Raw genomic sequence first — 22,718 nt, forward strand, 5'->3', positions numbered from 1 at the left:
TTTGGGGGTGAACGAATGGCTAAAGTGAGAGTATATGAATACGCAAAAGCCATAGATGTTTCAAGTAAAGATATTATAGCAGCGCTTAAGGATATGAACGTGGAAGTGAACAACCACATGGCGACGCTTGAAGACGACACTGTGAAAAAGCTAGACGCTATCTATAAAAAAGCCAAAGCAAAAGAGACAGCTAACGAGAAACCCGCAGAACAAAAAAAACAATCATCTAACAAAAACAATGATAGAAAGAAGAATGACGTGCAGAATAATCAATTTAATAAAAACAAAAAAAACAACAACCAAAACAAAAACAAAAATAAACGCGGCGGCAACAACAAGGCGCAGCATCAGCAAGCAAGACCTGTGAAGCCGAAAAAAGAGCTTCCTGAAAAAATTGAATTTACAAATTCAATGACAGTCGGCCAGCTTGCTGACGAGCTTGGCAAAGAAACTGCTGAAATCATCAAAAAACTGATGATGCTTGGTGTCATGGCTACGATCAACCAAGAGCTCGACAAAGATACAGTCGAATTAATTGCTTCTGAATATGGTGTTCCAGTAGAAGAAGTGATCATTTTAGAAGAAACTGAACTTGAAAAGTATGAAGTTGAAGATAAAGAAGAAGATATGCAAGTACGCCCTCCAGTAGTAACGATCATGGGACACGTTGACCACGGGAAAACAACGCTTCTTGACAGCATTCGTAAAACGAAAGTTGTTGAAGGCGAAGCGGGTGGAATTACGCAGCATATTGGTGCATACCAAATTGAAGAAAATGGTAAGAAAATCACGTTCCTTGATACACCAGGACACGCAGCTTTCACTACGATGCGAGCACGCGGTGCTGAAGTAACAGATACGACGATCTTGGTCGTTGCAGCAGATGACGGTGTCATGCCGCAAACGATTGAAGCGATCAACCACGCAAAAGCGGCAGAGGTGCCAATCATTGTGGCTGTCAATAAAATTGACAAACCAACAGCGAACCCTGACCGCGTGATGCAGGAATTAACTGAGCATGGTCTTGTACCTGAGGCTTGGGGCGGCGAAACCATTTTCGTTCCTTTATCTGCAAAAACAGGTGAAGGCATTGACGAATTGATCGAAATGATCCTTCTTGTCAGCGAAGTAGCAGAACTAAAAGCCAACCCAAATCGTGCGGCAAAAGGAACTGTGATCGAGGCTGAGCTTGATAAAGGAAGAGGTTCTGTTGCAACCCTTCTCGTTCAAACTGGTACACTTCAAGTAGGTGACCCAATCGTTGTCGGAAATACATTTGGCCGTGTACGTGCAATGGTCAATGACATCGGACGCCGCGTGAAAACAGCAGGACCATCTACACCTGTGGAAATCACTGGTTTAAATGATGTACCGCATGCAGGGGATCAGTTCCTCGTATTCAAAGATGAAAAAACAGCTCGTCAAGTCGGTGAGGCGCGTGCGTCTAAACAACTTGATGAACAGCGTTCAGACAAAGCGAAATTATCTCTCGATGACCTATTTGAGCAAATCAAACAAGGTGATGTGAAAGATATCAACTTAATCGTAAAAGCAGACGTACAAGGTTCTGCTGAAGCACTGACGGCAGCTCTTCAAAAAATTGAAGTAGAAGGCGTAAAAGTGAAAATCATCCATACGGGTGTTGGAGCGATTACAGAATCTGATATCATTTTAGCAAGTGCTTCTAATGCGATCGTGATTGGATTTAACGTACGTCCTGATGGCAATGCGAAGAGCACAGCTGAAACAGAAAACGTAGATATCCGCTTACACCGCATCATCTACAAAGTCATCGATGAAATTGAAGCTGCGATGAAAGGGATGCTTGACCCTGAATATGAAGAAAAAGTCATCGGTCAAGTTGAAGTTCGTCAAACGTTTAAAGTATCAAAAATCGGTACAATTGCTGGTGGCTATGTCACTGAAGGTACCATTACTAGAGACAGTGGTATCCGCTTAATTCGTGATGGCGTCGTCATCTTTGAAGGTGAAGTCGACGTATTAAAACGATTCAAAGACGATGTGAAAGAAGTTTCACAAGGCTATGAATGTGGTATTACCATTAAGAAATACAATGATATCCGTGAAGGTGATGTCATGGAATCATTCGTTATGCAAGAAATCGAAAGAAAATGATCGGTTATACCGAGTGTGAGTGTATGATCTATGATGCATCCTCACTGAAGGAAAAACGTGCGGTTCTGCAGCGTATCATGACAAGAACGCGCCATAAATTCAATGTGACCATTGCTGAAATGGACTATCAGGATACATGGCAGCGTACTTCGATCGGAATCGCCGTCATTTCCTCCTCCCGGGTTCAAGTGGAAAAGGAACTTCAGCGTGTGTTAAGCTTTATTGATTCTTTTCCTGAAATTGAACGAACGATCACGAAAACTGAGTGGTTTTAACTAGAGGTGATAAGATCATGAGTATGAGAGCAACCCGTGTGGGTGAGCAAATGAAAAAAGAATTAGGCGACATCCTTGGCAGAAAGCTAAAAGATCCAAGAATCGGCTTTTTGACTGTAACGGATGTTGAAGTATCCGGTGATTTGCAAATTGCTAAAGTCTACATTTCTGTTCTTGGCGACGAGAAGAAAAGAGAGGAAACCCTAAAAGGCCTTGCAAAGGCGAAAGGGTATATCCGCTCTGAAATTGGCAATCGAATTAGACTTCGCAAAACACCAGAGCTTCACTTTGAATTCGATGAGTCTGTAGATTACGGTAACCGAATTGAAAGCCTGATTGCTGAACTAAACACAAAAGATCACGAATAAGACGTTGGAATAAGGATAGGCGATGATCGTCTGTCCTTTTTCATCGTTTATGAAAGGAGAGAACGCAGGTGCAAAACGGTGTTCTTTTATTACATAAAGAAAGAGGCATGACCTCTCACGACTGTGTGTTTAAAGTGAGAAAGATTTTACACACAAAAAAAGTGGGACATACAGGGACACTCGATCCAGAGGTTTCAGGTGTTCTGCCTATTTGTATTGGACGAGCTACAAAAATTGTGGAGTACTTAACAGATAAATCGAAAACGTATGATGCGGAAATCACCATTGGATTTTCTACAACGACAGAAGACCAAACAGGTGAAGTAGTAGAAGAAAAAAAGGTGCCGGTACCGATGTCAGAAGATGACATTGATGCTGCGTTGAAACAATTTGAAGGAACCATTGAACAGATCCCTCCGATGTTTTCTGCTGTCAAAATTGGCGGAAAAAAGCTCTATGAATATGCAAGGCAAGGCATTGAAATTGAACGTCCAAGCCGTGAAATTACCATTCATCGCATCGAGCGGACAACACCTGTCACATTTGAAAATGGAAAGGTATCCTTTAGATTCACCGTACTGTGTTCAAAAGGCACATATGTGAGAACGTTAGCCGTCGATATCGGAAAAAAACTTGGGTTTCCAGCCCACATGTCTCACCTCATTCGCATAGGATCTGGTGACTTTACGTTAGATGAATGTATCACTCTTGATGAGCTGCAGGAGATCAGCGAGAAAGGAACGGTTGAGGAACATCTTGTGCCGATCGAGCGTGCGCTCAATCATTTGCCGAAATGGGAGATAAATGATACATTAGCAAGTAAAGTGGAAAACGGTGCAGTCCTACCTATGCCTGATGAATTTGCTCATTTTGCAGAGGAAGATCGTGTCGCTGTCTTTGCTCCTTCAGGCCGTTGTATGGCGATTTATATGAAGCACCCGACCAAACAGAACCTGATGAAGCCGGCGAAGATTTTATCACAGGACAAGCAATCTTAAAGAAAAGGTGACCATCTCGTGAAGACTATACATATTTCACACCCACATACATTGAATCAAAAGGATCAAGTCCCGTCTGTGATGGCTTTAGGGTATTTTGACGGTGTTCACCTCGGACACCAAAAAGTGATTGATGCAGCGAAAAACATTGCGGAAAAAGAGGGTTTAGCTCTAGCAGTCATGACTTTTCATCCGCACCCATCACATGTTCTGCAAAAAGCACGTGAACCAAAAGACTTAATCACACCGCTTGAGGATAAGATTGATTTTATCGAACAATTAGGTGCTGACTACTTATACATTGTGCAATTCAGCGAAAGCTTTGCAGCACTGTCTCCTCAAGAGTTTGTCGATCAATATTTGGACGAACTGAATGTGAAGCATGCAGTCGCTGGTTTCGATTTTACATTCGGCCGGTTTGGCGCAGGCACAATGGAAACGTTTGACGAATACGGGAAAGGGCGGATTTCTGCGACCATTGTACCTAAGCTTTCCAACCAAGACCGGAAAGTCAGCTCGACCCTTATACGTTCCGCATTGAAAAATGGAGACGTTGAATATGTGAGTGAGCTTTTAGGGAAACCGTATCAGCTGCGCGGCATTGTGATTCATGGAGATAAACGAGGACGCACGATTGGCTTTCCAACCGCCAATGTTGGTTTGTCTGCTGAATACATCATCCCGCCAACAGGCGTATATGCAGTGAGAGCGGAAGTGAAAGGCAAGGTGTATGACGGTGTTTGTAACGTTGGCTACAAACCAACATTTTACGAAAAACGTCCTGACCAGCCTGCGATTGAAGTGAACCTTTTTGATTTTAACGAAGAAATTTATGGTGAACCGATTAAATTACAGTGGTACAAACGGATTCGCAGTGAACAAAAATTTAACGGTATCCAAGAATTAACGGCTCAAATTAGTCAAGATAAAGAAGAAGCGATTCAGTTTTTTCAAGATCATCTTCATTAAACAAAAAAATCGCAGAAAAACCGCTCTATCATTTGCAAAATCGGCATATTTTTAGTATGATAATTCCTGTAGCTTTAAAACCACTTACTTGGCAGGCCGACTTCACCGACGGTTGCGAGGTAGATGGGGCTAACATGATTTGGAGGTGAAACAGGATGGCTATTACTCAAGAGCGTAAAACTCAATTAATTAATGAGTTCAAAACACACGAATCTGATACTGGATCTCCAGAAGTTCAGATCGCTGTCCTAACAGAATCAATTAACAACTTGAACGAGCATTTACGTACTCATAAGAAAGATCACCACTCACGTCGCGGTCTTTTGAAAATGGTAGGTAGACGTCGTAATCTTCTTACGTATCTACGTAATAAAGACGTAACTCGTTACCGTGAGTTAATTAACAAACTAGGCTTACGTCGATAATCGTAAAAAGCGGGAGGATTCCCGCTTTTTTATCGTATAATCACTAATATTTTATGGTTAAAATGTTGAAAGAATGGCAAAAACCCTTCTACATACAGCTTTCACATTGATATGTGAAAATCATTTTGTTCATAATAAGAAATAACCTAAAAACTTTACGACAAGAGAGGAGTTTATCTCAGAATGGGACAAGAGAAACAAGTCTTCACCATAGACTGGGCTGGACGTCAACTGACAGTTGAAACTGGCCAGCTTGCAAAGCAAGCAAACGGAGCGGTTCTCGTACGCTACGGAGATACGGCTGTGCTTAGCTCAGCAACAGCTTCTAAAGAACCAAAACCACTTGATTTTTTCCCGCTCACTGTAAACTACGAAGAAAGATTATATGCAGTTGGTAAAATTCCTGGTGGTTTCATTAAAAGAGAAGGCCGCCCAAGTGAAAAAGCAATCCTTGCGAGTCGCTTAATTGACAGACCGATCCGTCCACTATTTGCAGACGGATTTAGAAATGAAGTACAAGTCATTAGTATTGTCATGAGTGTGGATCAAGATTGTTCATCTGAAATGGCTGCAATGTTTGGCTCATCTTTAGCTTTATGTGTGTCTGACATTCCATTTGAGGGACCAATCGCTGGCGTGACAGTAGGACGAGTAGATGGAAAACTCATCATCAACCCAAATGTTGAGCAGCTTGAACAAAGCGATATCAACCTTGTTGTAGCTGGAACAAAAGATGCAATCAACATGGTAGAGGCTGGTGCTGATGAAGTACCAGAAGAAACAATGCTTGAAGCCATCATGTACGGCCATCAAGAGATCAAACGCTTAATCGAATTCCAAGAAGAAATTGTGAAAGCTGTCGGTAAAGAAAAAATCGATATTCCTTTATATGAAGTCGATCAAGCATTAGCAGAGGAAGTAAAACAACTTGCTGAAGCGGATCTACTGAAAGCGATTCAAGTACATGAGAAGCATGCTCGTGAAGATGCCATCAGTGCTGTGAAAAAAGCTGTCGTTCAAAAATTTGAAGAAGAAGAGCGTGACGAAGCAACGATTAAACAAGCGAAGGATGTCTTAAATAAGCTTGTGAAAAACGAAGTTCGCCGCCTTATTACTGAAGAGAAGGTACGTCCAGATGGACGCGGCGTCGATCAAATCCGTCCACTTTCTTCAGAAGTAGGACTTCTTCCAAGAACGCACGGTTCAGGATTGTTTACAAGAGGCCAAACACAGGCACTCAGTATTTGTACATTAGGTGCACTTGGTGATGTACAGATTCTTGATGGTCTTGGTGTTGAAGAGTCTAAGCGATTCATGCACCATTATAACTTCCCGCAATTCAGTGTTGGTGAGACCGGTCCAATGCGTGGTCCAGGCCGTCGTGAGATTGGACATGGTGCGCTAGGCGAACGTGCATTAGAGCCAGTCATTCCATCTGAAAAAGATTTCCCTTATACGGTTCGTCTTGTGTCTGAGGTGTTAGAATCAAACGGTTCTACTTCACAAGCAAGTATTTGTGCGAGCACACTTGCGATGATGGATGCAGGTGTTCCAATTAAAGCACCAGTTGCAGGGATTGCAATGGGACTTGTTAAATCTGGTGAATACTACACAGTGCTGACAGACATTCAAGGAATGGAAGATGCACTTGGAGATATGGACTTTAAAGTAGCAGGTACATCTAAAGGTGTAACAGCGCTTCAAATGGACATCAAAATCGATGGTCTATCAAAAGACATTTTAGAAGAAGCACTTCAACAAGCGAAAAAAGGAAGAATGGAAATTTTAGATAGCATGCTGTCAACGATTCCAGCTTCTAGAGGAGAATTGTCACGTTATGCACCAAAAATCTTAACGATGACAATCAATCCAGATAAAATTCGCGATGTCATTGGACCAAGCGGTAAACAAATCAATAAAATCATTGAAGATACCGGTGTGAAAATTGATATTGAACAAGACGGTACAATCTTTATCTCTTCTACTGAAGAAGACATGAACCAAAAAGCGAAGAAAATCATTGAAGATCTTGTCAGAGAAGTTGAAGTTGGCCAACTTTACCTAGGTAAAGTAAAACGAATTGAAAAATTCGGTGCCTTCCTTGAAATCTTCAGCGGCAAAGATGGACTTGTTCATATTTCTGAGCTTGCACTTGAACGTGTTGGCAAAGTAGAAGATGTCGTGAAGATTGGTGACGAGCTACTCGTCAAAGTCACTGAAATCGATAAACAAGGCCGTGTAAACCTTTCTCGTAAAGCTGTTTTACGTGAAGAAAAGGAAAAAGAAGAAAAGCAGTCTTAATGAGAACAAATAAAATGTGTTAGAAGCCAGGTATCCGTGCCAGGCTTCTTTCTTTTCTTGCGCGTAACAATAGTTCTAGCTTGTTTCTCCCCATCATAATTTGTGGTAAAGGGGAGGGACAACCATTGAAAAAAACGATACCATTCTTTGTGTTTGTATTTTTACTGCTCGTGTCATATCAAACGATGAAGCAGCCGGCTGCTGTTACATATATGAATTCAATGAAAGAGCACGCCGAGGTAGCATCTGTTTCAAAAGATATTCTGTATCAAGAGATCGAATCGAAGTCTTCTGACTATGAAGAGAAGCCGCAAAATGCTAAGATTGATAAAGTGTGGAAAAAGATGCCTGGTTTAAATGGACAGACAGTCGATATCGATGCTTCTTACGAAAAAATGAAAAAACAGGGCTCTTTCGATGAAAAGCTGCTTGTTTTTAAAGAAACAAAACCATCTGTCCATTTACATGAACTTGGTGCTGAACCTATCTATAAGGGACATCCAGACAAAAAGATGAATGCATTCCTGATCAATGTAGCTTGGGGCGACGAGCATTTAACAAAGATGTTGAATACACTAGAAAAGCATCAAGTGAAGGCAACCTTTTTCTTAGAAGGCAAATGGGTGAAAAACAGTCCAGACCTTGCTAAAAAAATCGTGGCAGATGGTCATGAAATTGGAAATCATTCATACAATCACCCGGATATGCGCACACTGACAAGAGCACGAGCATTAGAGCAGATGATTAAAACAAATCGCCAAATTGAAGAATCCCTTGGGAAAAAACCGATATGGTTTGCGCCTCCAAGTGGCAGCTTTAAAGAAGAAACAGTAAAGCTTGCGAAACAAGAAGGAATGGAAACCATTATGTGGACAGTAGACACGATCGACTGGCAAAAACCATCACCAGCTGTATTACAAAAACGAGTGCTTGGGAAAATTCACAATGGGGCGATGATATTAATGCATCCAACAGACGCAACAGCGAGAAGTCTTGACGCACTTATCACTCAAATCAAAGAAAGAGGATATGAATTAGGAACGGTTTCTGACCTCCTAAGTGAAAAAAGACACCCGTGATGCGATCTGTTTGTTGAATAGGAGGAGCAAAACTTGGTCAAAACGTATACATGCCAAAACGGAGTAAGAATTGTACTTGAAAACAATCCCACTGTAAGGTCTGTCGCAATTGGCGTCTGGATTGGAACAGGTTCTAGACATGAGACACCAGAAGTAAATGGGATCTCACACTTTTTAGAGCATATGTTCTTTAAAGGAACAAAGACGAGATCTGCACGTGATATCGCAGAATCCTTTGACCGCATTGGTGGTCAAGTGAATGCCTTTACGTCAAAAGAATATACTTGCTATTATGCAAAGGTACTTGATTCACATGCTGGGTATGCCCTCGATGTGTTGAGTGACATGTTTTTCAACTCTGCTTTTGACGAAGAAGAGCTGAAGAAAGAAAAAAATGTGGTCTATGAAGAAATTAAAATGTATGAAGATACTCCTGATGACATCGTACATGATTTGTTAAGTAAAGCCATTTACGGTGATCATTCATTAGGTTATCCGATTTTAGGGACAGAGGAAACACTCTCTACTTTTAACGGTGATTCCCTTCGAAAATATATGGACGAATTCTATACGCCAGATCGCGTCGTCATCTCTGTTGCAGGGAACGTCGATGACACCTTCATTCGTGAGGTCGAAACATTATTTGGCTCGTATGAAGGAAAGGGGAAAAAGCAGCCTGTCGAAGCCCCGCAATTCCACTATGACAAACTGACACGCAAAAAGGAAACAGAACAGGCGCATCTTTGCATGGGCTTTAACGGACTTCCTGCTGGAGATCAGGGCATCTATGACTTAATCGTCTTAAATAATGTTCTAGGCGGTAGCATGAGCAGCCGGTTGTTCCAAGACGTAAGAGAAGATAAAGGACTTGCGTATTCTGTATTCAGCTATCATAGTTCATTTGCAGATAACGGAATGCTGACGATCTATGGTGGAACTGGAGCGAAGCAGCTGAACCTGCTATCTGAAACCATCTTACAAACATTAGACGTCTTAAAACGTGAGGGAATTACGCAGAAAGAACTTGAAAACTCTAAGGAGCAAATGAAAGGCAACCTCATGCTCAGTCTTGAAAGCACAAACAGCAAGATGAGCCGAAATGGTAAAAATGAATTACTCCTTGGCAAACATCGTACGCTTGATGAAATTATTGATGAAATCAATCGCGTCTCATTAGACGGCGTGAACAATTTATCGAAAAGAATCTTTACAGAAGATTATGCGCTCTCGCTTATTAGTCCGACGGGTGATCAGCCATCATAATGTAAACAACACGGCAGACTTCTCAAGAGGTCTGCCGTTTATTGTATACCAAGAAGAAAGGGGCCCTGCGTTCATGAAACACGAAAAACTGAAACAGCTATCTCCGCTTCTTAAACAAGCCATCTCTTTCCAGCCGATGACATCTGGATTTTCGGGAGACCGCACCTTTTTGGTCATAACGCCTAGTGAAAAGCTAGTACTCAAGCTATCAGACATTCAGAAATATTCCAGTTTGAAAAAGAAAGCGTCCATTCAGCAGAAGTTAAAAAATCGAGGCGTTATTTGTTCTGAAGTGATGGAGGTCGGAGTGAGTGCTGAACAAAACTGTACCTTTCGTATTTTTCCATTTATCGAAGGAGAGATTGCTAGAGCATCCATTCATCTGCTCACAGAAGAAGAGCAGTATGAAATCGGAAGGCGGGCAGGCAGAGACTTGAGTATCATGCATACATGCGATGCCCCTTTTTATGCAGCCCCCTGGGATAAGAAGGTATTAGCGAAACATGAACGGTATGTACATGCCTATCAATCAAGCGGAGTGACCTTTTCCCATGATCAGTTCGTATTAGATTTTATTCAGTCACATGCTGATGCGGTAAAAGGGAGGCCAAACCAGTTCCAGCATGATGATTTTCATTTAGGGAATATCATTATACAGCGTCATCAATATGCTGGGGCGATCGACTTTGATCAATCCGACTGGGGCGATCCGATTCATGACTTTTATAAACTGTCTTTATTTAGTCGAGAAAGAAGCATTCCATTTTCAGCCGGGCAATTGGATGCCTATATAAGTACGCAGACAACACATGATTTTTGGCTTCTTTTTTCCATCTATACAGCCATGAGCTGTTTTTCTTCTATTGTTTGGACGTTATCCTATGACCCGGGGCATGTAAAAGACATGGTGAATCGAGTGGAGAGAATGCTGACAGACCATAAGCGTTTTACTCAACTGACGCCAGTTTGGTATACAGATTGGCTTCATTCGTGACGTGTAGAACGGGACGGTCTATTCCCCCTCCCTGCTGCATATATGATATGGAAGGGGAGTGATGCGATTTTGAGGCTGAGTGAGCTGTCAGGAAAAGAGATCGTCGATATTAAAAGAGCGGAGCGGCTTGGCGTGCTTGGACAAACCGACCTTGAAATAAATGAACAGGACGGTCAAATTACAGCACTCATCATACCTTCCGTCAAATGGTTTGGCTTTCGAAAACAAGGAAATGACATCCGCGTTCCGTGGAATCACATTCAAAAAATAGGATCAGATATGATCATTCTCGATGTGCCTGAAGAACTTCAGCCGCACGGAGAAAAAGAGCACCCATCATAAAAGGGTGCTCTTTTTCTTTTCTCTTCCCGATTTGTTCACAGGCTGAATCCTCTCCTCATATGCTGAAAGGGAGATTCGGAAAATATTACAGACTTTTTTAAATAAAGAAGGTGAACGGTCAGTATGTTGAGCGGTTTAACGGTTGCGGTGATCGGGGGAGATGCTAGGCAGCTTGAAATCATTCGCAAGCTGTCACAGCAGCATGCCAAAGTGTTTTTGGTCGGTTTTGATCAGCTGGATCATGGATTTATTGGTGCTGAAAAGCTGAAAATGTCAGAGCTTCCATTTGAGCAGGTAGACAGTATGATCCTTCCGGTATCAGGTGCTACAGACGAAGGGGTCGTTGCCACCGTTTTTTCAAATGAGAAGGTCGTGCTAGAAGCTAAATATTTAGAAAGAACCCCTGCACATTGTACCTTGTACTCAGGTATTTCTAATATGTACTTAGACAATATGGCAAAGCAGGTGAACCGGAAGCTTGTGAAGCTGTTTGAGCGAGATGATATTGCCATATATAACTCTATTCCAACAGTTGAAGGGATTATCATGATGGCTATTCAGCAAACGGACTATACGATTCATGGGTCACATGTCGCTGTTCTCGGACTTGGTCGAACAGGGCTCACCATTGCCCGCACATTTCGGGCGCTAGGTGCGGAAGTGAAAGTTGGTGCTGCGGATACAGCCCATTTAGCGCGAGCCTTTGAGATGGGACTTGATCCATTTTCAATGGACCGTTTAAAAGATGAAGTAACGGATGTCGACATCATCATCAATACGATTCCAAGCTTAGTATTAGATTCATCTGTCATCGTCAGCATGACACCAAAGACACTCATTTTGGATATCGCCTCCCGCCCAGGTGGAACAGACTTTGACTTTGCACAAAAGCATGGAGTGAAGGCACTTCTTGCACCAGGACTTCCAGGGATTGTGGCACCAAAGACAGCCGGGCAGATCATTGCAAAAGTGCTTTCTGGGCTCTTATGTGAACTTGCGGAGGAAAAAAGGGGGATGAAATCATGACTACACTAAAAGGGAAAAGAATCGGCTTTGGTTTAACAGGTTCTCACTGCACGTACGAAGCCGTTTTTCCGCAAATCGAATCACTCGTGAAAGAAGGGGCAGAAGTGCGTCCTGTCGTGTCATATACGGTGCAAAATACGAATACGAGATTCGGAGAAGGAGCGGACTGGATTGAGCGGATTGAGAAGCTGACAGGATTTCAAGCGATTGACTCAATCGTCAAAGCAGAGCCACTCGGACCAAAACTTCCACTTGATTGTATGGTCATTGCACCTTTAACAGGCAATTCAATGGCGAAATTTGCAAATGCACTGACAGACAGTCCAGTCTTAATGGCTGCTAAGGCGACCATTCGTAATCACCGCCCTGTCGTTTTAGGCATTTCCACCAATGATGCATTAGGTTTAAATGGTACAAATCTCATGAGACTCATGTCGACAAAGAACATTTTCTTTATTCCATTCGGCCAGGATGATCCATTCAAAAAACCGACTTCCATGGTAGCGCATATGGATCTACTGACGAAAACGGTAGAAGAGGCGCTCGAGCATAGACAAATTCAGCCCATTTTAATTGGATCAAACGAATAATAGATTCACTAGAAAATCATGAAAGATTCAAAAAAGGTACTTCAAGCCTTGCTTTTCTATGGTAAAATAAAATGTAAAAAGTCATAGGATGGCCATCCGAAAGAAAAGAATCATGGATGGGTCGGAAGGAGTTTTACTGATGGGAAGAGGATTGCATGTAGCTGTAGTTGGAGCGACTGGAGCTGTCGGTCAACAAATGTTAAAAACACTAGCTGACAGAGATTTTGAAATGGATACACTTACCCTACTATCCTCAAAACGTTCTGCTGGAACAAAAGTGACATTCAGAGGTCAAGAGTATACCGTTCAAGAAGCAACACCTGAAAGCTTTGAAGGGGTCAATATTGCACTATTCAGTGCGGGAGGAAATGTTTCCAAAGCGCTAGCTCCTGAAGCAGTCAAACGAGGTGCAATTGTTGTCGATAATACAAGTGCTTTTCGTATGGACGAAAATACCCCTCTTGTCGTACCAGAGGTAAACGAAAAAGATTTGCATGACCATCAAGGGATCATTGCAAACCCTAACTGTTCAACGATTCAAATGGTGGCGGCGCTAGAACCGCTTCGTCAAGCGTATGGCATGAAAAAAGTCATTGTGTCTACTTACCAAGCAGTATCAGGTGCAGGACATGAAGCCATTGACGAACTGTACAGCCAGTCGCAAGCCATTTTAAATAAAGAAGATGTGAAACCAGAAGTCATGCCTTATCAAATTGCCTTTAATGCAATTCCGCAAATTGATAAATTCCAAGATAATGGCTATACATTTGAAGAAATGAAAATGATCAATGAAACGAAAAAAATCATGCATTTGCCAGAGCTGGAAGTAGCGGCAACATGTGTGAGACTACCAATTGAAACGGGTCATTCAGAATCGGTTTACGTTGAACTTGAATCAAATGACGCAACGGTTGATGACGTCAAGTCCATCCTAAAAGATGCACCAGGCATCACATTACAAGATGATCCGTCTCAGCAAATTTATCCAATGCCTGCAGATGCTGTTGGTAAAAACGACGTATTTGTCGGCCGCATTCGGAAGGATTTGGATCGTCCAAATGGCTTCCATATGTGGATTGTATCTGATAACCTGCTAAAAGGCGCTGCATGGAACTCCGTTCAAATTGCAGAAAGCTTACGAGCATTAAAATTAGTTTAACATTCAATGGATGATGAGGACGAATAGAAGAGAGTTAGGCATCTTTCGCCTGCTCTCTTCTGTTACGTCAGAATGAACTTGGAGTGAAAACAGTGAAAATAATTGTCCAAAAATTTGGCGGTACATCTGTCAAAGATGATCAAGGAAGAAAAAGGGCACTTGCACATATCTTATCTGCAAAAGAGAAAGGCTATAAATCGGTCGTTGTCGTGTCTGCGATGGGACGAAAAGGCGATCCTTATGCGACAGATACACTGCTAGGTCTGCTTTACGGCAGTGCGCAGCATATGACAAACCGAGAAAAAGATTTACTCGTGTCTTGCGGAGAAAATATTTCAGCTGTTGTTTTTTCAAGTATGCTGAATGAAAACGGGCTAAAGGCTGTTGCGATGACTGGATCACAGGCAGGCTTTGTGACGGATAAAGAACATACAAATGCGAAAATTATTGACATGAAGTGTGAACGTCTTGAGGCGGCACTTTCAGAGCATGATGTGGTTGTCGTAGCTGGATTCCAAGGCGCTGCAAAAAATGGAGACGTGACAACAATCGGACGAGGCGGCAGTGATACGTCAGCTGCTGCGTTAGGCGCTGCATTGCAGGCAGATTTCATCGATATTTTTACAGATGTAGAAGGGGTCATGACAGCAGATCCCCGTATCGTAGAAAATGCAAAACCACTGAGAGTCGTGACATACACAGAAATTTGTAACCTCGCATACCAAGGGGCAAAAGTCATTCACCCGAGAGCTGTTGAAATTGCCATGCAAGCAAAAGTACCAATGAGGGTCCGTTCAACATACTCTGATGATGAGGGCACACTCGTGACATCACACTACTCAGATAAAATGAGTCATGATGTGTACGACCGCCTGATTACGGGTATTGCACATGTCAATGATGTCACACAAATCAAAGTCCCAGCTAAAGAGGGACAGTACAGCGTACAAACAGAAGTCTTTAAAGCAATGGCAAATGCCCAAATCAGTGTCGATTTCTTCAACATTACACCGAGCGAAATCGTCTATACGGTGACAGGTGCAATGACTGAAAAAGCAACGGCGATCCTAAAAGATCTGGGCTATACGCCGATTGTCACGACAAACTGTGCAAAGGTATCAGCTGTTGGAGCAGGCATTATGGGTGTACCAGGTGTCACATCTAAAATTGTATCTGCACTATCTGAGCAAAATATTCCGATCTTACAGTCCGCTGACAGTCATACGACGATTTGGGTGTTAGTGAACGAAGAAAACATGAGAGCGGCTGTCAATGCCCTTCATGAAGTGTTTGAACTTTCAAGATAAATGTGATTGAATCATGATGAGGTGAAAAAAATGAATTTCGGAAATATCGCAACAGCTATGATTACACCTTTTGATAAAAAGGGCAACATTGATTTCCAAAAGCTATCAATTCTCATTGATTACTTGTTAAAAAACGGCAGTGACTCTTTAGTCGTTGCAGGGACAACAGGCGAATCGCCAACTTTATCGACTGAAGAAAAAGTCGCTCTTTTTCAGCAATCGGTGAAATTAGCAAATGGTCGTTGTAAAATCATTGCAGGAACAGGCAGTAATAACACAAATGCGTCTATTAAACTAACGAAAAAAGCAGAAGAAGCGGGCGTTGATGCAGTGATGCTTGTCGTACCTTACTACAACAAGCCATCACAGGAAGGCATGTATGCACACTTTAAAGCAATTGCCGAGTCTACATCTCTTCCTGTCATGCTTTACAATGTACCAGGAAGAACGGTTGCTTCATTAGCACCAGAAACAACGATTAAGCTTGCGCAAATACCGAACATTGTCGCAATCAAAGAAGCAAGCGGTGATCTAGATGCCATGACAAAAATCATTGCAGAGACACCAGAAGATTTTGACGTTTACTCTGGTGACGACAGCCTAACGCTTCCTGCGGTTGCGATTGGTGCAAGAGGAGTCGTCTCTGTCGCTTCTCATATCGTAGGCCTTGATATGCAGCAAATGCTAAAAAGCTACGCTTCAGGACAAACAGCGAATGCGGCATTGATTCATCAAAAACTGGTGCCGATTATGAACCAGCTGTTCTCAGCGCCAAATCCAACGCCTGTCAAAACAGCTCTTCAGCTGAAAGGATTAGATGTCGGATCCGTTCGACTCCCGCTTTTACCTTTATCAGAAGAAGAAAGACTGAATTTAAGCAGCGTATTAAACAGCTGATCAAAACAAAAAAATTCGTAAGCGGTCATTCTCAGATGTCCCTGAGTATGACCGTTTTTTATACATAAACACTTTCTTAAAATGTGACTTCATCTTGTTTTCTAAAATTAGATTCAGTTATAATAGCATTAAGCGATGATGGACGGGCTTGAGACTAGGAGGATAAGAATTTTGAAAAAGAAAAATACAGAGAACGTAAGAATTATTGCACTGGGAGGCGTTGGAGAAATCGGGAAAAACTTATATGTCATTGAGATTGATTCCGACATATATGTTGTAGATGCAGGACTCATGCATCCAGAAAACGAAATGCTAGGCATTGACGTGGTCATTCCTGATATCTCTTATTTAACAGAACGAGCTGATCGGGTGAAAGCAATTTTTCTTACCCACGGACATGATGAAGCAATCGGAGGCGTATTCCATTGCTTAAGCAAATTGTCTGTACCAGTTTACGGCACGAAGCTGACCCTTGCGTTACTTCGAGAAAAGTTAAAGCAATACGGCTTCAATCAAAAAGCTGATTTGCGAGAGGTTCATGCAAAGTCAGTCATTACATTTGAAACAACAAAGGTGTCATTCTTTAGAACGAATCACAGTATTCCTGATTCAGTCGGAATCAGCTTCAAAACATCTCTTGGTTCAATCGTATGCACAGGTGATTTTAAATTTGATCAAACCCCAGCGCTTAACCAAGCCTGTGACATCGGAGAGATTGCGAAAATTGGAAACAATGGCGTTTTAGCACTTCTTTCAGACAGTGCAAATGCTGAAAAACCAGGCTATACACCTTCTGAGGCGCTCGTCCAAGACGAAATCTCAAATGCGATGTACAATGCTGAAAACCGTGTGATTGTGGCTGTATCTTCATCAAATATTAATCGTGTACAGCAAATCATTAATGCCACAAACCAAAATGGCCGTAAGCTTGCAGTAGCAGGGAAAAATATGATGACAACTCTTCAGCTTGCGATCAAACTTGGTTATGTGACAGCGGACGAAGAATTATTTGTTCCAGTCCAAGAAGTGAAAAAAATGGCGAAAAACAGTGTGGTCATTCTCACAGCAGGAAGCCACGGCGAGCCTCTCGCTGCTTTAACAAAAATGGCGAAACAAAATCACAAACAGCTTCATATTGAAAAAGATGACACGGTTGTGATTGCGTCTACACCTCTTCCAGGACAAGAACTTACCTATTCAAAAACGGTGGATTTCCTTACAAGAAGCGGAGCACAAGTGATTTTTGCTCAAAAACGTGTGCATGTATCTGGACATGGCTGTCAAGAAGAGTTAAAGCTTATGCTGAACTTACTGAAGCCAAAGTATTTAATTCCAGTAAACGGCGAATATCGCATGCAAAAAGCACATTCTCGTATTGCTGAAGAAGTGGGCATGAAACGAAGCGACATTTTCTTAATTGATAAAGGGGATGTTGTGGAATTTAGAGGTCAAAACGTCAAAATCGGTGAAAAAGTACATCAAGGGAACATTTTGATCGACGGTCTTGGTGTTGGTGATATTGGGAATATTGTCTTACGTGATAGACGCCTATTGTCTCAAGATGGCATCTTGATTGTAGTCATTACGCTCGATAAACAAAAGAAACAATTAATTTCTGGACCTGAGATCATCACAAGAGGATTTGTTTATGTAAGAGAATCCGAAGAGCTGATTGTGAAAGCAACAGAAATGGTCAAAGGGATTGTGAAAGAGCAAACGGAAAACTCAATTGTTGAATGGTCAACACTGAAACAATCCATGCGCGATGTACTAAATCAATTCCTATATGAAAAAACAAAACGTAAGCCAATGATCATTCCAATTATTATGGAAGTGTGATGAGAAAAGCCCAAAGAGCACAAGCTCTTTGGGCTTTAGATTGTTGACAAAGTGCTAAAATGAACTTTATTTTAGCACTTTGTCTTCTTTTTAGCGTGATAGAAAACCTTTGCAGTCTAGGAAGGACGAGCACCGGAGCGGAGCGAATTTGACATTCGTGAGTACCGAAGCGCAGGACTGACAACGAATGCGAGGGTTTGTCTACACGCTAAGCCCAAGGAGCACAAGCTCTTTGGGCTTTTTTGATGTGACATGATGAATGCGGATGGAATGTGACGATCTTGTTCATAATAGGAGGAGAGTTTTTAGGAAAGGATGGAGACAAATGGACGAACAGAATGAACAGCAGCCTGAGCGAAAACCAGAAGAAAAAGATAGCATTATGAGCAAAATACAACAGCTTGGTGAAACAGCCGTCCCGCAGTTGTCACAAGATACAAACATACATTGCCTGACTATTATTGGACAAATTGAAGGGCACATGCAGCTGCCGCCACAAAATAAAACAACCAAATACGAACATGTCATTCCACAAATCGTAGCAGTTGAACAAAACCCAAAAATTGAAGGACTTCTAATCATTTTAAATACAGTCGGCGGCGATGTAGAAGCAGGACTAGCCATTGCGGAAATGCTCGCTTCTTTATCCAAACCGACTGTATCCATTGTGCTTGGCGGCGGCCACTCTATTGGGGTCCCAATCGCCGTATCGTGTGATTATTCATACATTGCCGAAACAGCAACGATGACCATTCACCCTGTACGCTTAACCGGTCTAGTCATTGGTGTTCCGCAAACCTTTGAATACTTAGATAAAATGCAGGAAAGAGTCATTAATTTTGTCACGAGTCACTCAAACATTACAGAAGAGAAATTTAAAGAGCTTATGTTCTCTAAAGGCAATTTAACAAGAGACATCGGGACAAATGTCGTTGGTCATGAGGCGGCTGAATACGGACTGATGCATGAAGTCGGCGGCGTTGGACAAGCGATTAAAAAGCTGAACGAGCTTATTGGCGAACGGGCTGCACAAAACGAGGGGCTGATCCAATGATTTTATATACAACTATGCCTTATGAAGCCATTTACGCTGAGGAACAAGGAGAACGCAAACTCCAGCAGGTAAACATTCAGGGCGTGCCAGTGATGGTTGAAATGAAAGAAGATGAAGCGGAAATCGTTCAAGTAATGAGTACAAATCCAATGGACTTTTTGAATCAGGAGCTTGCACCAGGTAAGCGATTGAAGTTACATTTAGGCACCAATCAAACCGACTCATATGAATGATTCTATGCTATAATAAAGGGAAAACTTACAACAAGATGCAGCCAAAACCAGGCTGCTTTCTTTCTGATCTTTTCGTAGGTTATATTTTCTTTTGTAGTAAGGTGATGAGTATGGCGAAAAAGAGAAAACGTAAAACAAGAAAAAAACAAAATAAACAGCTAAAACTGAAATATGAACTAAATGGGTTAGTCTGTATTGCCATAGCGATCATTGCCATTTTACAGCTAGGTGTAGTTGGACAAACCTTTGTACATCTATTCCGATTCTTTGCAGGTGAATGGTTTATTCTCTGCCTTATCGGATTATTTCTTTTTGGTGTGACGATCTTTTGGAAAAAACAAATTCCTGATTTACTGACCAGAAGAAAAGCAGGTTTATACTGCATCATTGCGAGTATCTTGCTTTTGTCCCATGTGAAGCTTTTTCAGCATCTTTCAGCTGCAGGCGTGATAGGTTCTCAAAGTGTAATCAGAAATACGTTTGAGTTATTCTTAATGGATATGAAAGGTGAGACAGGCTCGCCCGATTTAGGAGGCGGTATGATCGGTGCTGTATTATTTGCGGCCTCCTATTTCTTGTTTGCACAAGCAGGGTCGCAAATCATGGCTATTGTGCTAATGCTGATCGGCATTGTGCTGATCACAAACCGGTCACTGCAAGAAATGGTCAAAAAAGTGACGCTGCCTGTATCACAATTTTTGGTGAAGCAGTGGAAAGCATTTATTGAAGATATGAAAGGCATAAGGCAGGCGAAAAAGAATGCACCTGCGCAAAAAACAAGTGAAAAGAAAAAACGTTCACGCTTGCAAGAAGAGGCCGAAGAAGATCATGATCATATCTTGATCGAGGAAGAAGAGCAAGCTTCTGACAATCGTCAGCCGATTATCTCAAGTTTTGCTGATCGAGATGACATGCTCACACCGCAAGTTCAAAAAGATCAGCCGGTCAATGAGCCAGATCCTCTTCAAGAAACTGTACAAGGCACTCCGTCTCATGATACAGGGGATGAACCGAAAGAAGCTCCGCCTATGACGTTTACGGAGCTTGAAAACAAGGATTATGAGCTGCCATCGCTTGATATTTTAGCTGAGCCGCAGCATTCAGGTCAGCAAACAGATAAGAAGAATATTTATGAAAATGCAAGAAAGCTTGAAAAGACCTTCCAAAGCTTTGGTGTAAAAGCAAAAGTGACACAAGTTCATTTAGGGCCGGCCGTCACAAAATATGAAGTATACCCTGATGTCGGCGTGAAGGTAAGTAAGATCGTCAACTTGAGTGATGATCTAGCCCTTGCATTAGCAGCAAAAGACATTCGAATTGAAGCGCCGATTCCTGGCAAATCCGCCATCGGAATTGAAGTTCCCAACGCAGAAATTGCGATGGTTTCTTTAAAAGAGGTTTTAGAATCGAAACAAAATGACCGCCCAAATGCCAAGCTACTCATCGGACTCGGCCGAAATATTTCTGGTGAAGCTGTGCTGGCTGAAATGAACAAAATGCCGCATTTACTTGTGGCTGGTTCGACAGGAAGCGGAAAGAGTGTATGTATCAATGGTATTATCACAAGCATTCTCATGAGAGCAAAACCTCATGAAGTAAAAATGATGATGATTGACCCGAAAATGGTTGAATTAAATGTTTATAACGGCATCCCGCATCTGTTGGCTCCAGTTGTGACAGATCCTAAGAAAGCCTCACAGGCACTTAAAAAAGTGGTTAGTGAAATGGAGCGCCGTTATGAATTGTTTTCTCATACGGGTACAAGAAATATTGAAGGGTACAATGATTACATTAAACGAATGAATCAATCAGCAGAAGCGAAGCAGCCAGAACTCCCTTATATTGTCGTCATTGTAGACGAGCTTGCTGATTTAATGATGGTTGCTTCCTCTGATGTAGAAGATTCCATTACAAGGCTTTCTCAAATGGCACGTGCTGCGGGGATTCATTTAATTATTGCTACACAAAGGCCTTCTGTTGATGTCATTACAGGTGTCATTAAAGCAAATATCCCTTCCCGCATTGCATTTAGCGTATCGTCACAAACCGATTCAAGGACCATTCTTGATATGGGAGGCGCAGAAAAATTGCTGGGCAGAGGGGATATGTTGTTCTTACCTGTCGGTGCGAACAAACCAGTTCGTGTACAAGGCGCCTTTTTATCAGATGAAGAAGTGGAACATGTGGTTGATCATGTCATCACGCAGCAAAAAGCACAATATCAAGAAGAAATGATCCCAAGTGAAGAAACGCAAGATCAGCTTGGGGCTGTGGACGACGACTTATATGATGAAGCAGTTGAACTGATCATTGGCATGCAGACGGCCTCTGTTTCTATGCTGCAAAGGAGGTTCCGCATCGGTTATACCCGTGCTGCGCGTCTTATTGACGCAATGGAAGAGCGCGGGGTTGTCGGACCATATGAAGGCAGTAAACCGAGAGAAGTCCTCCTCTCAAAAGAACAACATGACGAGCTCTCTTCATAATTCGAAGAGAGCTTTCCTAACATGAAGTTAACGATATATTGATTATGTTAACTGGAAGTCAGACTATTTATTTATTTGCAAAAACATGATATAGTTATGTTCATCTTATCTCGGAATAGAGATTTCTCATCTTATCATTTGCATTGATTAGACGGAGGGAAAACATGTCGACCAAAACAGACAATCGCCATTTATATTTGAAAGTGATTGACCGTATTAAAGAAGATATTCAAACAGGTGTATATGCCGAAAAGGAAAAGCTTCCTTCTGAGTTTGAGCTCTCAAAGATTTTAGGCGTGAGCAGAGCGACCCTTCGTGAAGCCCTTCGTATATTAGAAGAAGAGAAGTATTTAATTAGAAGGCATGGTGTGGGAACTTTCGTCAACTCAAGACCGCTTTTTTCTACTGGCATTGAACAGCTGACAAGTGTCACAAAAATGATTGAACAGGTCAATATGACGCCAGGTACCATCTTTTTGTCCTCACAAGAAGGGGAGCCGACAGAGAATGATGTCATTCGTTTTCAGTGTGATGAATCCGAGAAGGTTTTTTCAATGGAACGCGTTCGAACAGCAGATGGACAGCCAGTCGTCTATTGTTTAGATAAAATTCCGGTCAAACATCTTCCCGCTTCTTTTACTCATGAGGAAGAATCGCTTTTTGAGCTGTTTGGCAGAGAACCGCACAGCGGAATTAAATATGCAGTGGCAGACATCGAACCGATTGGTTATCACGATCAGGTTTCACCGATACTAGAATGTGACCCAGAAACAGCGTTACTCTTACTGAAACAAATGCACTATGATCAGGATGATCAGCCGGTCTTATACTCGCTCAATTATTTTCGAGCGGATAAATTCAGCTTCCATGTCATACGTAAACGATTTTAACAAAGCAGTCGCTTCCATAGGCGGTTGCTTTTTGTTTGCCCATACATAAAACCCGTGAAACATGCCACACTAATACGTAACAGTATA

At 42.0% G+C, this 22,718-nt stretch carries 21 protein-coding genes; all 21 read left to right on the plus strand.

Annotated features, from left to right (window positions below; translation table 11 throughout):
• Positions 1-15: 15 nt before the first annotated feature.
• The 21 genes from infB (at position 16) to NSQ11_RS08480 (ending at position 22,631) form a co-directional block, all read left to right on the plus strand.
• A complete protein-coding gene (gene infB / locus NSQ11_RS08380) occupies positions 16-2,136 on the plus strand; it encodes a translation initiation factor IF-2 (RefSeq protein WP_007499526.1) in 2,121 nt (706 codons plus the stop codon).
• Positions 2,133-2,411: a DUF503 domain-containing protein gene (locus tag NSQ11_RS08385; protein WP_017359071.1), complete on the plus strand. Its 279-nt coding sequence runs from the start codon at positions 2,133-2,135 to the stop codon at positions 2,409-2,411. Before infB ends, NSQ11_RS08385 begins: the two co-directional genes overlap by 4 nt.
• 17 nt (positions 2,412-2,428) lie before the next feature.
• Positions 2,429-2,779: a 30S ribosome-binding factor RbfA gene (gene rbfA / locus NSQ11_RS08390; RefSeq protein ID WP_007499525.1), complete on the plus strand. Its 351-nt coding sequence runs from the start codon at positions 2,429-2,431 to the stop codon at positions 2,777-2,779.
• Positions 2,780-2,847: 68 nt separating this feature from the next.
• Positions 2,848-3,777, plus strand: a complete 930-nt coding sequence (gene truB, locus NSQ11_RS08395) for a tRNA pseudouridine(55) synthase TruB (protein ID WP_017367262.1) — start codon at positions 2,848-2,850, stop codon at positions 3,775-3,777.
• Between the two features lie 18 nt (positions 3,778-3,795).
• Positions 3,796-4,746, plus strand: a complete 951-nt coding sequence (ribF, locus tag NSQ11_RS08400) for a bifunctional riboflavin kinase/FAD synthetase (protein ID WP_048001557.1) — start codon at positions 3,796-3,798, stop codon at positions 4,744-4,746.
• A 155-nt stretch (positions 4,747-4,901) separates the two neighbouring features.
• The gene (gene rpsO / locus NSQ11_RS08405; protein WP_008354438.1) at positions 4,902-5,171 is read left to right on the plus strand and encodes a 30S ribosomal protein S15; all 270 of its coding nucleotides are present in this window, start codon (positions 4,902-4,904) and stop codon (positions 5,169-5,171) included.
• A 183-nt stretch (positions 5,172-5,354) separates the two neighbouring features.
• Complete coding sequence (pnp, locus tag NSQ11_RS08410; protein WP_007499522.1) at positions 5,355-7,472, plus strand: polyribonucleotide nucleotidyltransferase; 2,118 nt, start codon at positions 5,355-5,357, stop codon at positions 7,470-7,472.
• A gap of 185 nt (positions 7,473-7,657) precedes the next feature.
• A complete protein-coding gene (locus NSQ11_RS08415; RefSeq protein ID WP_232516958.1) occupies positions 7,658-8,551 on the plus strand; it encodes a polysaccharide deacetylase family protein in 894 nt (297 codons plus the stop codon).
• Between the two features lie 33 nt (positions 8,552-8,584).
• Positions 8,585-9,814: a pitrilysin family protein gene (locus tag NSQ11_RS08420; protein ID WP_007499520.1), complete on the plus strand. Its 1,230-nt coding sequence runs from the start codon at positions 8,585-8,587 to the stop codon at positions 9,812-9,814.
• A gap of 73 nt (positions 9,815-9,887) precedes the next feature.
• Entirely contained in the window at positions 9,888-10,808 is a 921-nt protein-coding gene (locus tag NSQ11_RS08425; RefSeq protein ID WP_129548287.1) for an aminoglycoside phosphotransferase family protein, read from the plus strand.
• A 69-nt stretch (positions 10,809-10,877) separates the two neighbouring features.
• Positions 10,878-11,150, plus strand: coding sequence for a YlmC/YmxH family sporulation protein (locus NSQ11_RS08430; protein ID WP_008344726.1), 273 nt, complete (start codon positions 10,878-10,880; stop codon positions 11,148-11,150).
• A 123-nt stretch (positions 11,151-11,273) separates the two neighbouring features.
• Positions 11,274-12,176: a dipicolinic acid synthetase subunit A gene (gene dpaA / locus NSQ11_RS08435; protein ID WP_007499517.1), complete on the plus strand. Its 903-nt coding sequence runs from the start codon at positions 11,274-11,276 to the stop codon at positions 12,174-12,176.
• A complete protein-coding gene (dpaB, locus tag NSQ11_RS08440; RefSeq protein WP_017367267.1) occupies positions 12,173-12,766 on the plus strand; it encodes a dipicolinate synthase subunit B in 594 nt (197 codons plus the stop codon). The genes dpaA and dpaB overlap by 4 nt, the downstream gene beginning before the upstream one ends.
• Positions 12,767-12,905: 139 nt before the next feature.
• Complete coding sequence (asd, locus tag NSQ11_RS08445; protein WP_017359063.1) at positions 12,906-13,925, plus strand: aspartate-semialdehyde dehydrogenase; 1,020 nt, start codon at positions 12,906-12,908, stop codon at positions 13,923-13,925.
• A 92-nt stretch (positions 13,926-14,017) separates the two neighbouring features.
• On the plus strand, positions 14,018-15,232 hold the full coding sequence (dapG, locus tag NSQ11_RS08450; protein WP_025207348.1) for an aspartate kinase: 1,215 nt from the start codon (positions 14,018-14,020) through the stop codon (positions 15,230-15,232).
• A 30-nt stretch (positions 15,233-15,262) separates the two neighbouring features.
• Positions 15,263-16,129: a 4-hydroxy-tetrahydrodipicolinate synthase gene (dapA, locus tag NSQ11_RS08455; protein WP_019744174.1), complete on the plus strand. Its 867-nt coding sequence runs from the start codon at positions 15,263-15,265 to the stop codon at positions 16,127-16,129.
• Positions 16,130-16,300: 171 nt separating this feature from the next.
• Entirely contained in the window at positions 16,301-17,968 is a 1,668-nt protein-coding gene (gene rnjB, locus NSQ11_RS08460; RefSeq protein ID WP_008344715.1) for a ribonuclease J2, read from the plus strand.
• Positions 17,969-18,293: 325 nt separating this feature from the next.
• The gene (locus NSQ11_RS08465; protein ID WP_008344713.1) at positions 18,294-19,022 is read left to right on the plus strand and encodes a ClpP family protease; all 729 of its coding nucleotides are present in this window, start codon (positions 18,294-18,296) and stop codon (positions 19,020-19,022) included.
• Complete coding sequence (locus NSQ11_RS08470) at positions 19,019-19,255, plus strand: YlzJ-like family protein (RefSeq protein WP_048002209.1); 237 nt, start codon at positions 19,019-19,021, stop codon at positions 19,253-19,255. The genes NSQ11_RS08465 and NSQ11_RS08470 overlap by 4 nt, the downstream gene beginning before the upstream one ends.
• A gap of 110 nt (positions 19,256-19,365) precedes the next feature.
• The gene (locus NSQ11_RS08475; RefSeq protein WP_335358189.1) at positions 19,366-21,741 is read left to right on the plus strand and encodes a DNA translocase FtsK; all 2,376 of its coding nucleotides are present in this window, start codon (positions 19,366-19,368) and stop codon (positions 21,739-21,741) included.
• Positions 21,742-21,905: 164 nt separating this feature from the next.
• Positions 21,906-22,631 carry a GntR family transcriptional regulator gene (locus NSQ11_RS08480; RefSeq protein ID WP_057079526.1) on the plus strand — a complete coding sequence of 242 codons (726 nt, stop codon included), beginning with the start codon at positions 21,906-21,908 and terminating at the stop codon, positions 22,629-22,631.
• Positions 22,632-22,718: the final 87 nt, after the last annotated feature.

It is taken from the genome of Bacillus sp. FSL W7-1582, from assembly GCF_038593325.1.
Lineage (GTDB): Bacteria > Bacillota > Bacilli > Bacillales > Bacillaceae > Bacillus > Bacillus altitudinis.

What these genes read in the sequence shown, in the direction of transcription:
- infB (WP_007499526.1), top strand. Translation starts at nt 16, where the DNA reads ATGGCTAAAGTGAGAGTATATGAATACGCAAAAGCCATAGATGTTTCA.
- dpaB (WP_017367267.1), top strand. Translation starts at nt 12,173, where the DNA reads ATGACTACACTAAAAGGGAAAAGAATCGGCTTTGGTTTAACAGGTTCT.
- NSQ11_RS08465 (WP_008344713.1), top strand. Translation starts at nt 18,294, where the DNA reads ATGGACGAACAGAATGAACAGCAGCCTGAGCGAAAACCAGAAGAAAAA.
- dapA (WP_019744174.1), top strand. Translation starts at nt 15,263, where the DNA reads ATGAATTTCGGAAATATCGCAACAGCTATGATTACACCTTTTGATAAA.
- rbfA (WP_007499525.1), top strand. Translation starts at nt 2,429, where the DNA reads ATGAGTATGAGAGCAACCCGTGTGGGTGAGCAAATGAAAAAAGAATTA.
- asd (WP_017359063.1), top strand. Translation starts at nt 12,906, where the DNA reads ATGGGAAGAGGATTGCATGTAGCTGTAGTTGGAGCGACTGGAGCTGTC.
- NSQ11_RS08425 (WP_129548287.1), top strand. Translation starts at nt 9,888, where the DNA reads ATGAAACACGAAAAACTGAAACAGCTATCTCCGCTTCTTAAACAAGCC.
- NSQ11_RS08415 (WP_232516958.1), top strand. Translation starts at nt 7,658, where the DNA reads ATGAAGCAGCCGGCTGCTGTTACATATATGAATTCAATGAAAGAGCAC.
- NSQ11_RS08475 (WP_335358189.1), top strand. Translation starts at nt 19,366, where the DNA reads ATGGCGAAAAAGAGAAAACGTAAAACAAGAAAAAAACAAAATAAACAG.
- NSQ11_RS08385 (WP_017359071.1), top strand. Translation starts at nt 2,133, where the DNA reads ATGATCGGTTATACCGAGTGTGAGTGTATGATCTATGATGCATCCTCA.
- NSQ11_RS08470 (WP_048002209.1), top strand. Translation starts at nt 19,019, where the DNA reads ATGATTTTATATACAACTATGCCTTATGAAGCCATTTACGCTGAGGAA.
- rpsO (WP_008354438.1), top strand. Translation starts at nt 4,902, where the DNA reads ATGGCTATTACTCAAGAGCGTAAAACTCAATTAATTAATGAGTTCAAA.
- dpaA (WP_007499517.1), top strand. Translation starts at nt 11,274, where the DNA reads ATGTTGAGCGGTTTAACGGTTGCGGTGATCGGGGGAGATGCTAGGCAG.
- pnp (WP_007499522.1), top strand. Translation starts at nt 5,355, where the DNA reads ATGGGACAAGAGAAACAAGTCTTCACCATAGACTGGGCTGGACGTCAA.
- NSQ11_RS08480 (WP_057079526.1), top strand. Translation starts at nt 21,906, where the DNA reads ATGTCGACCAAAACAGACAATCGCCATTTATATTTGAAAGTGATTGAC.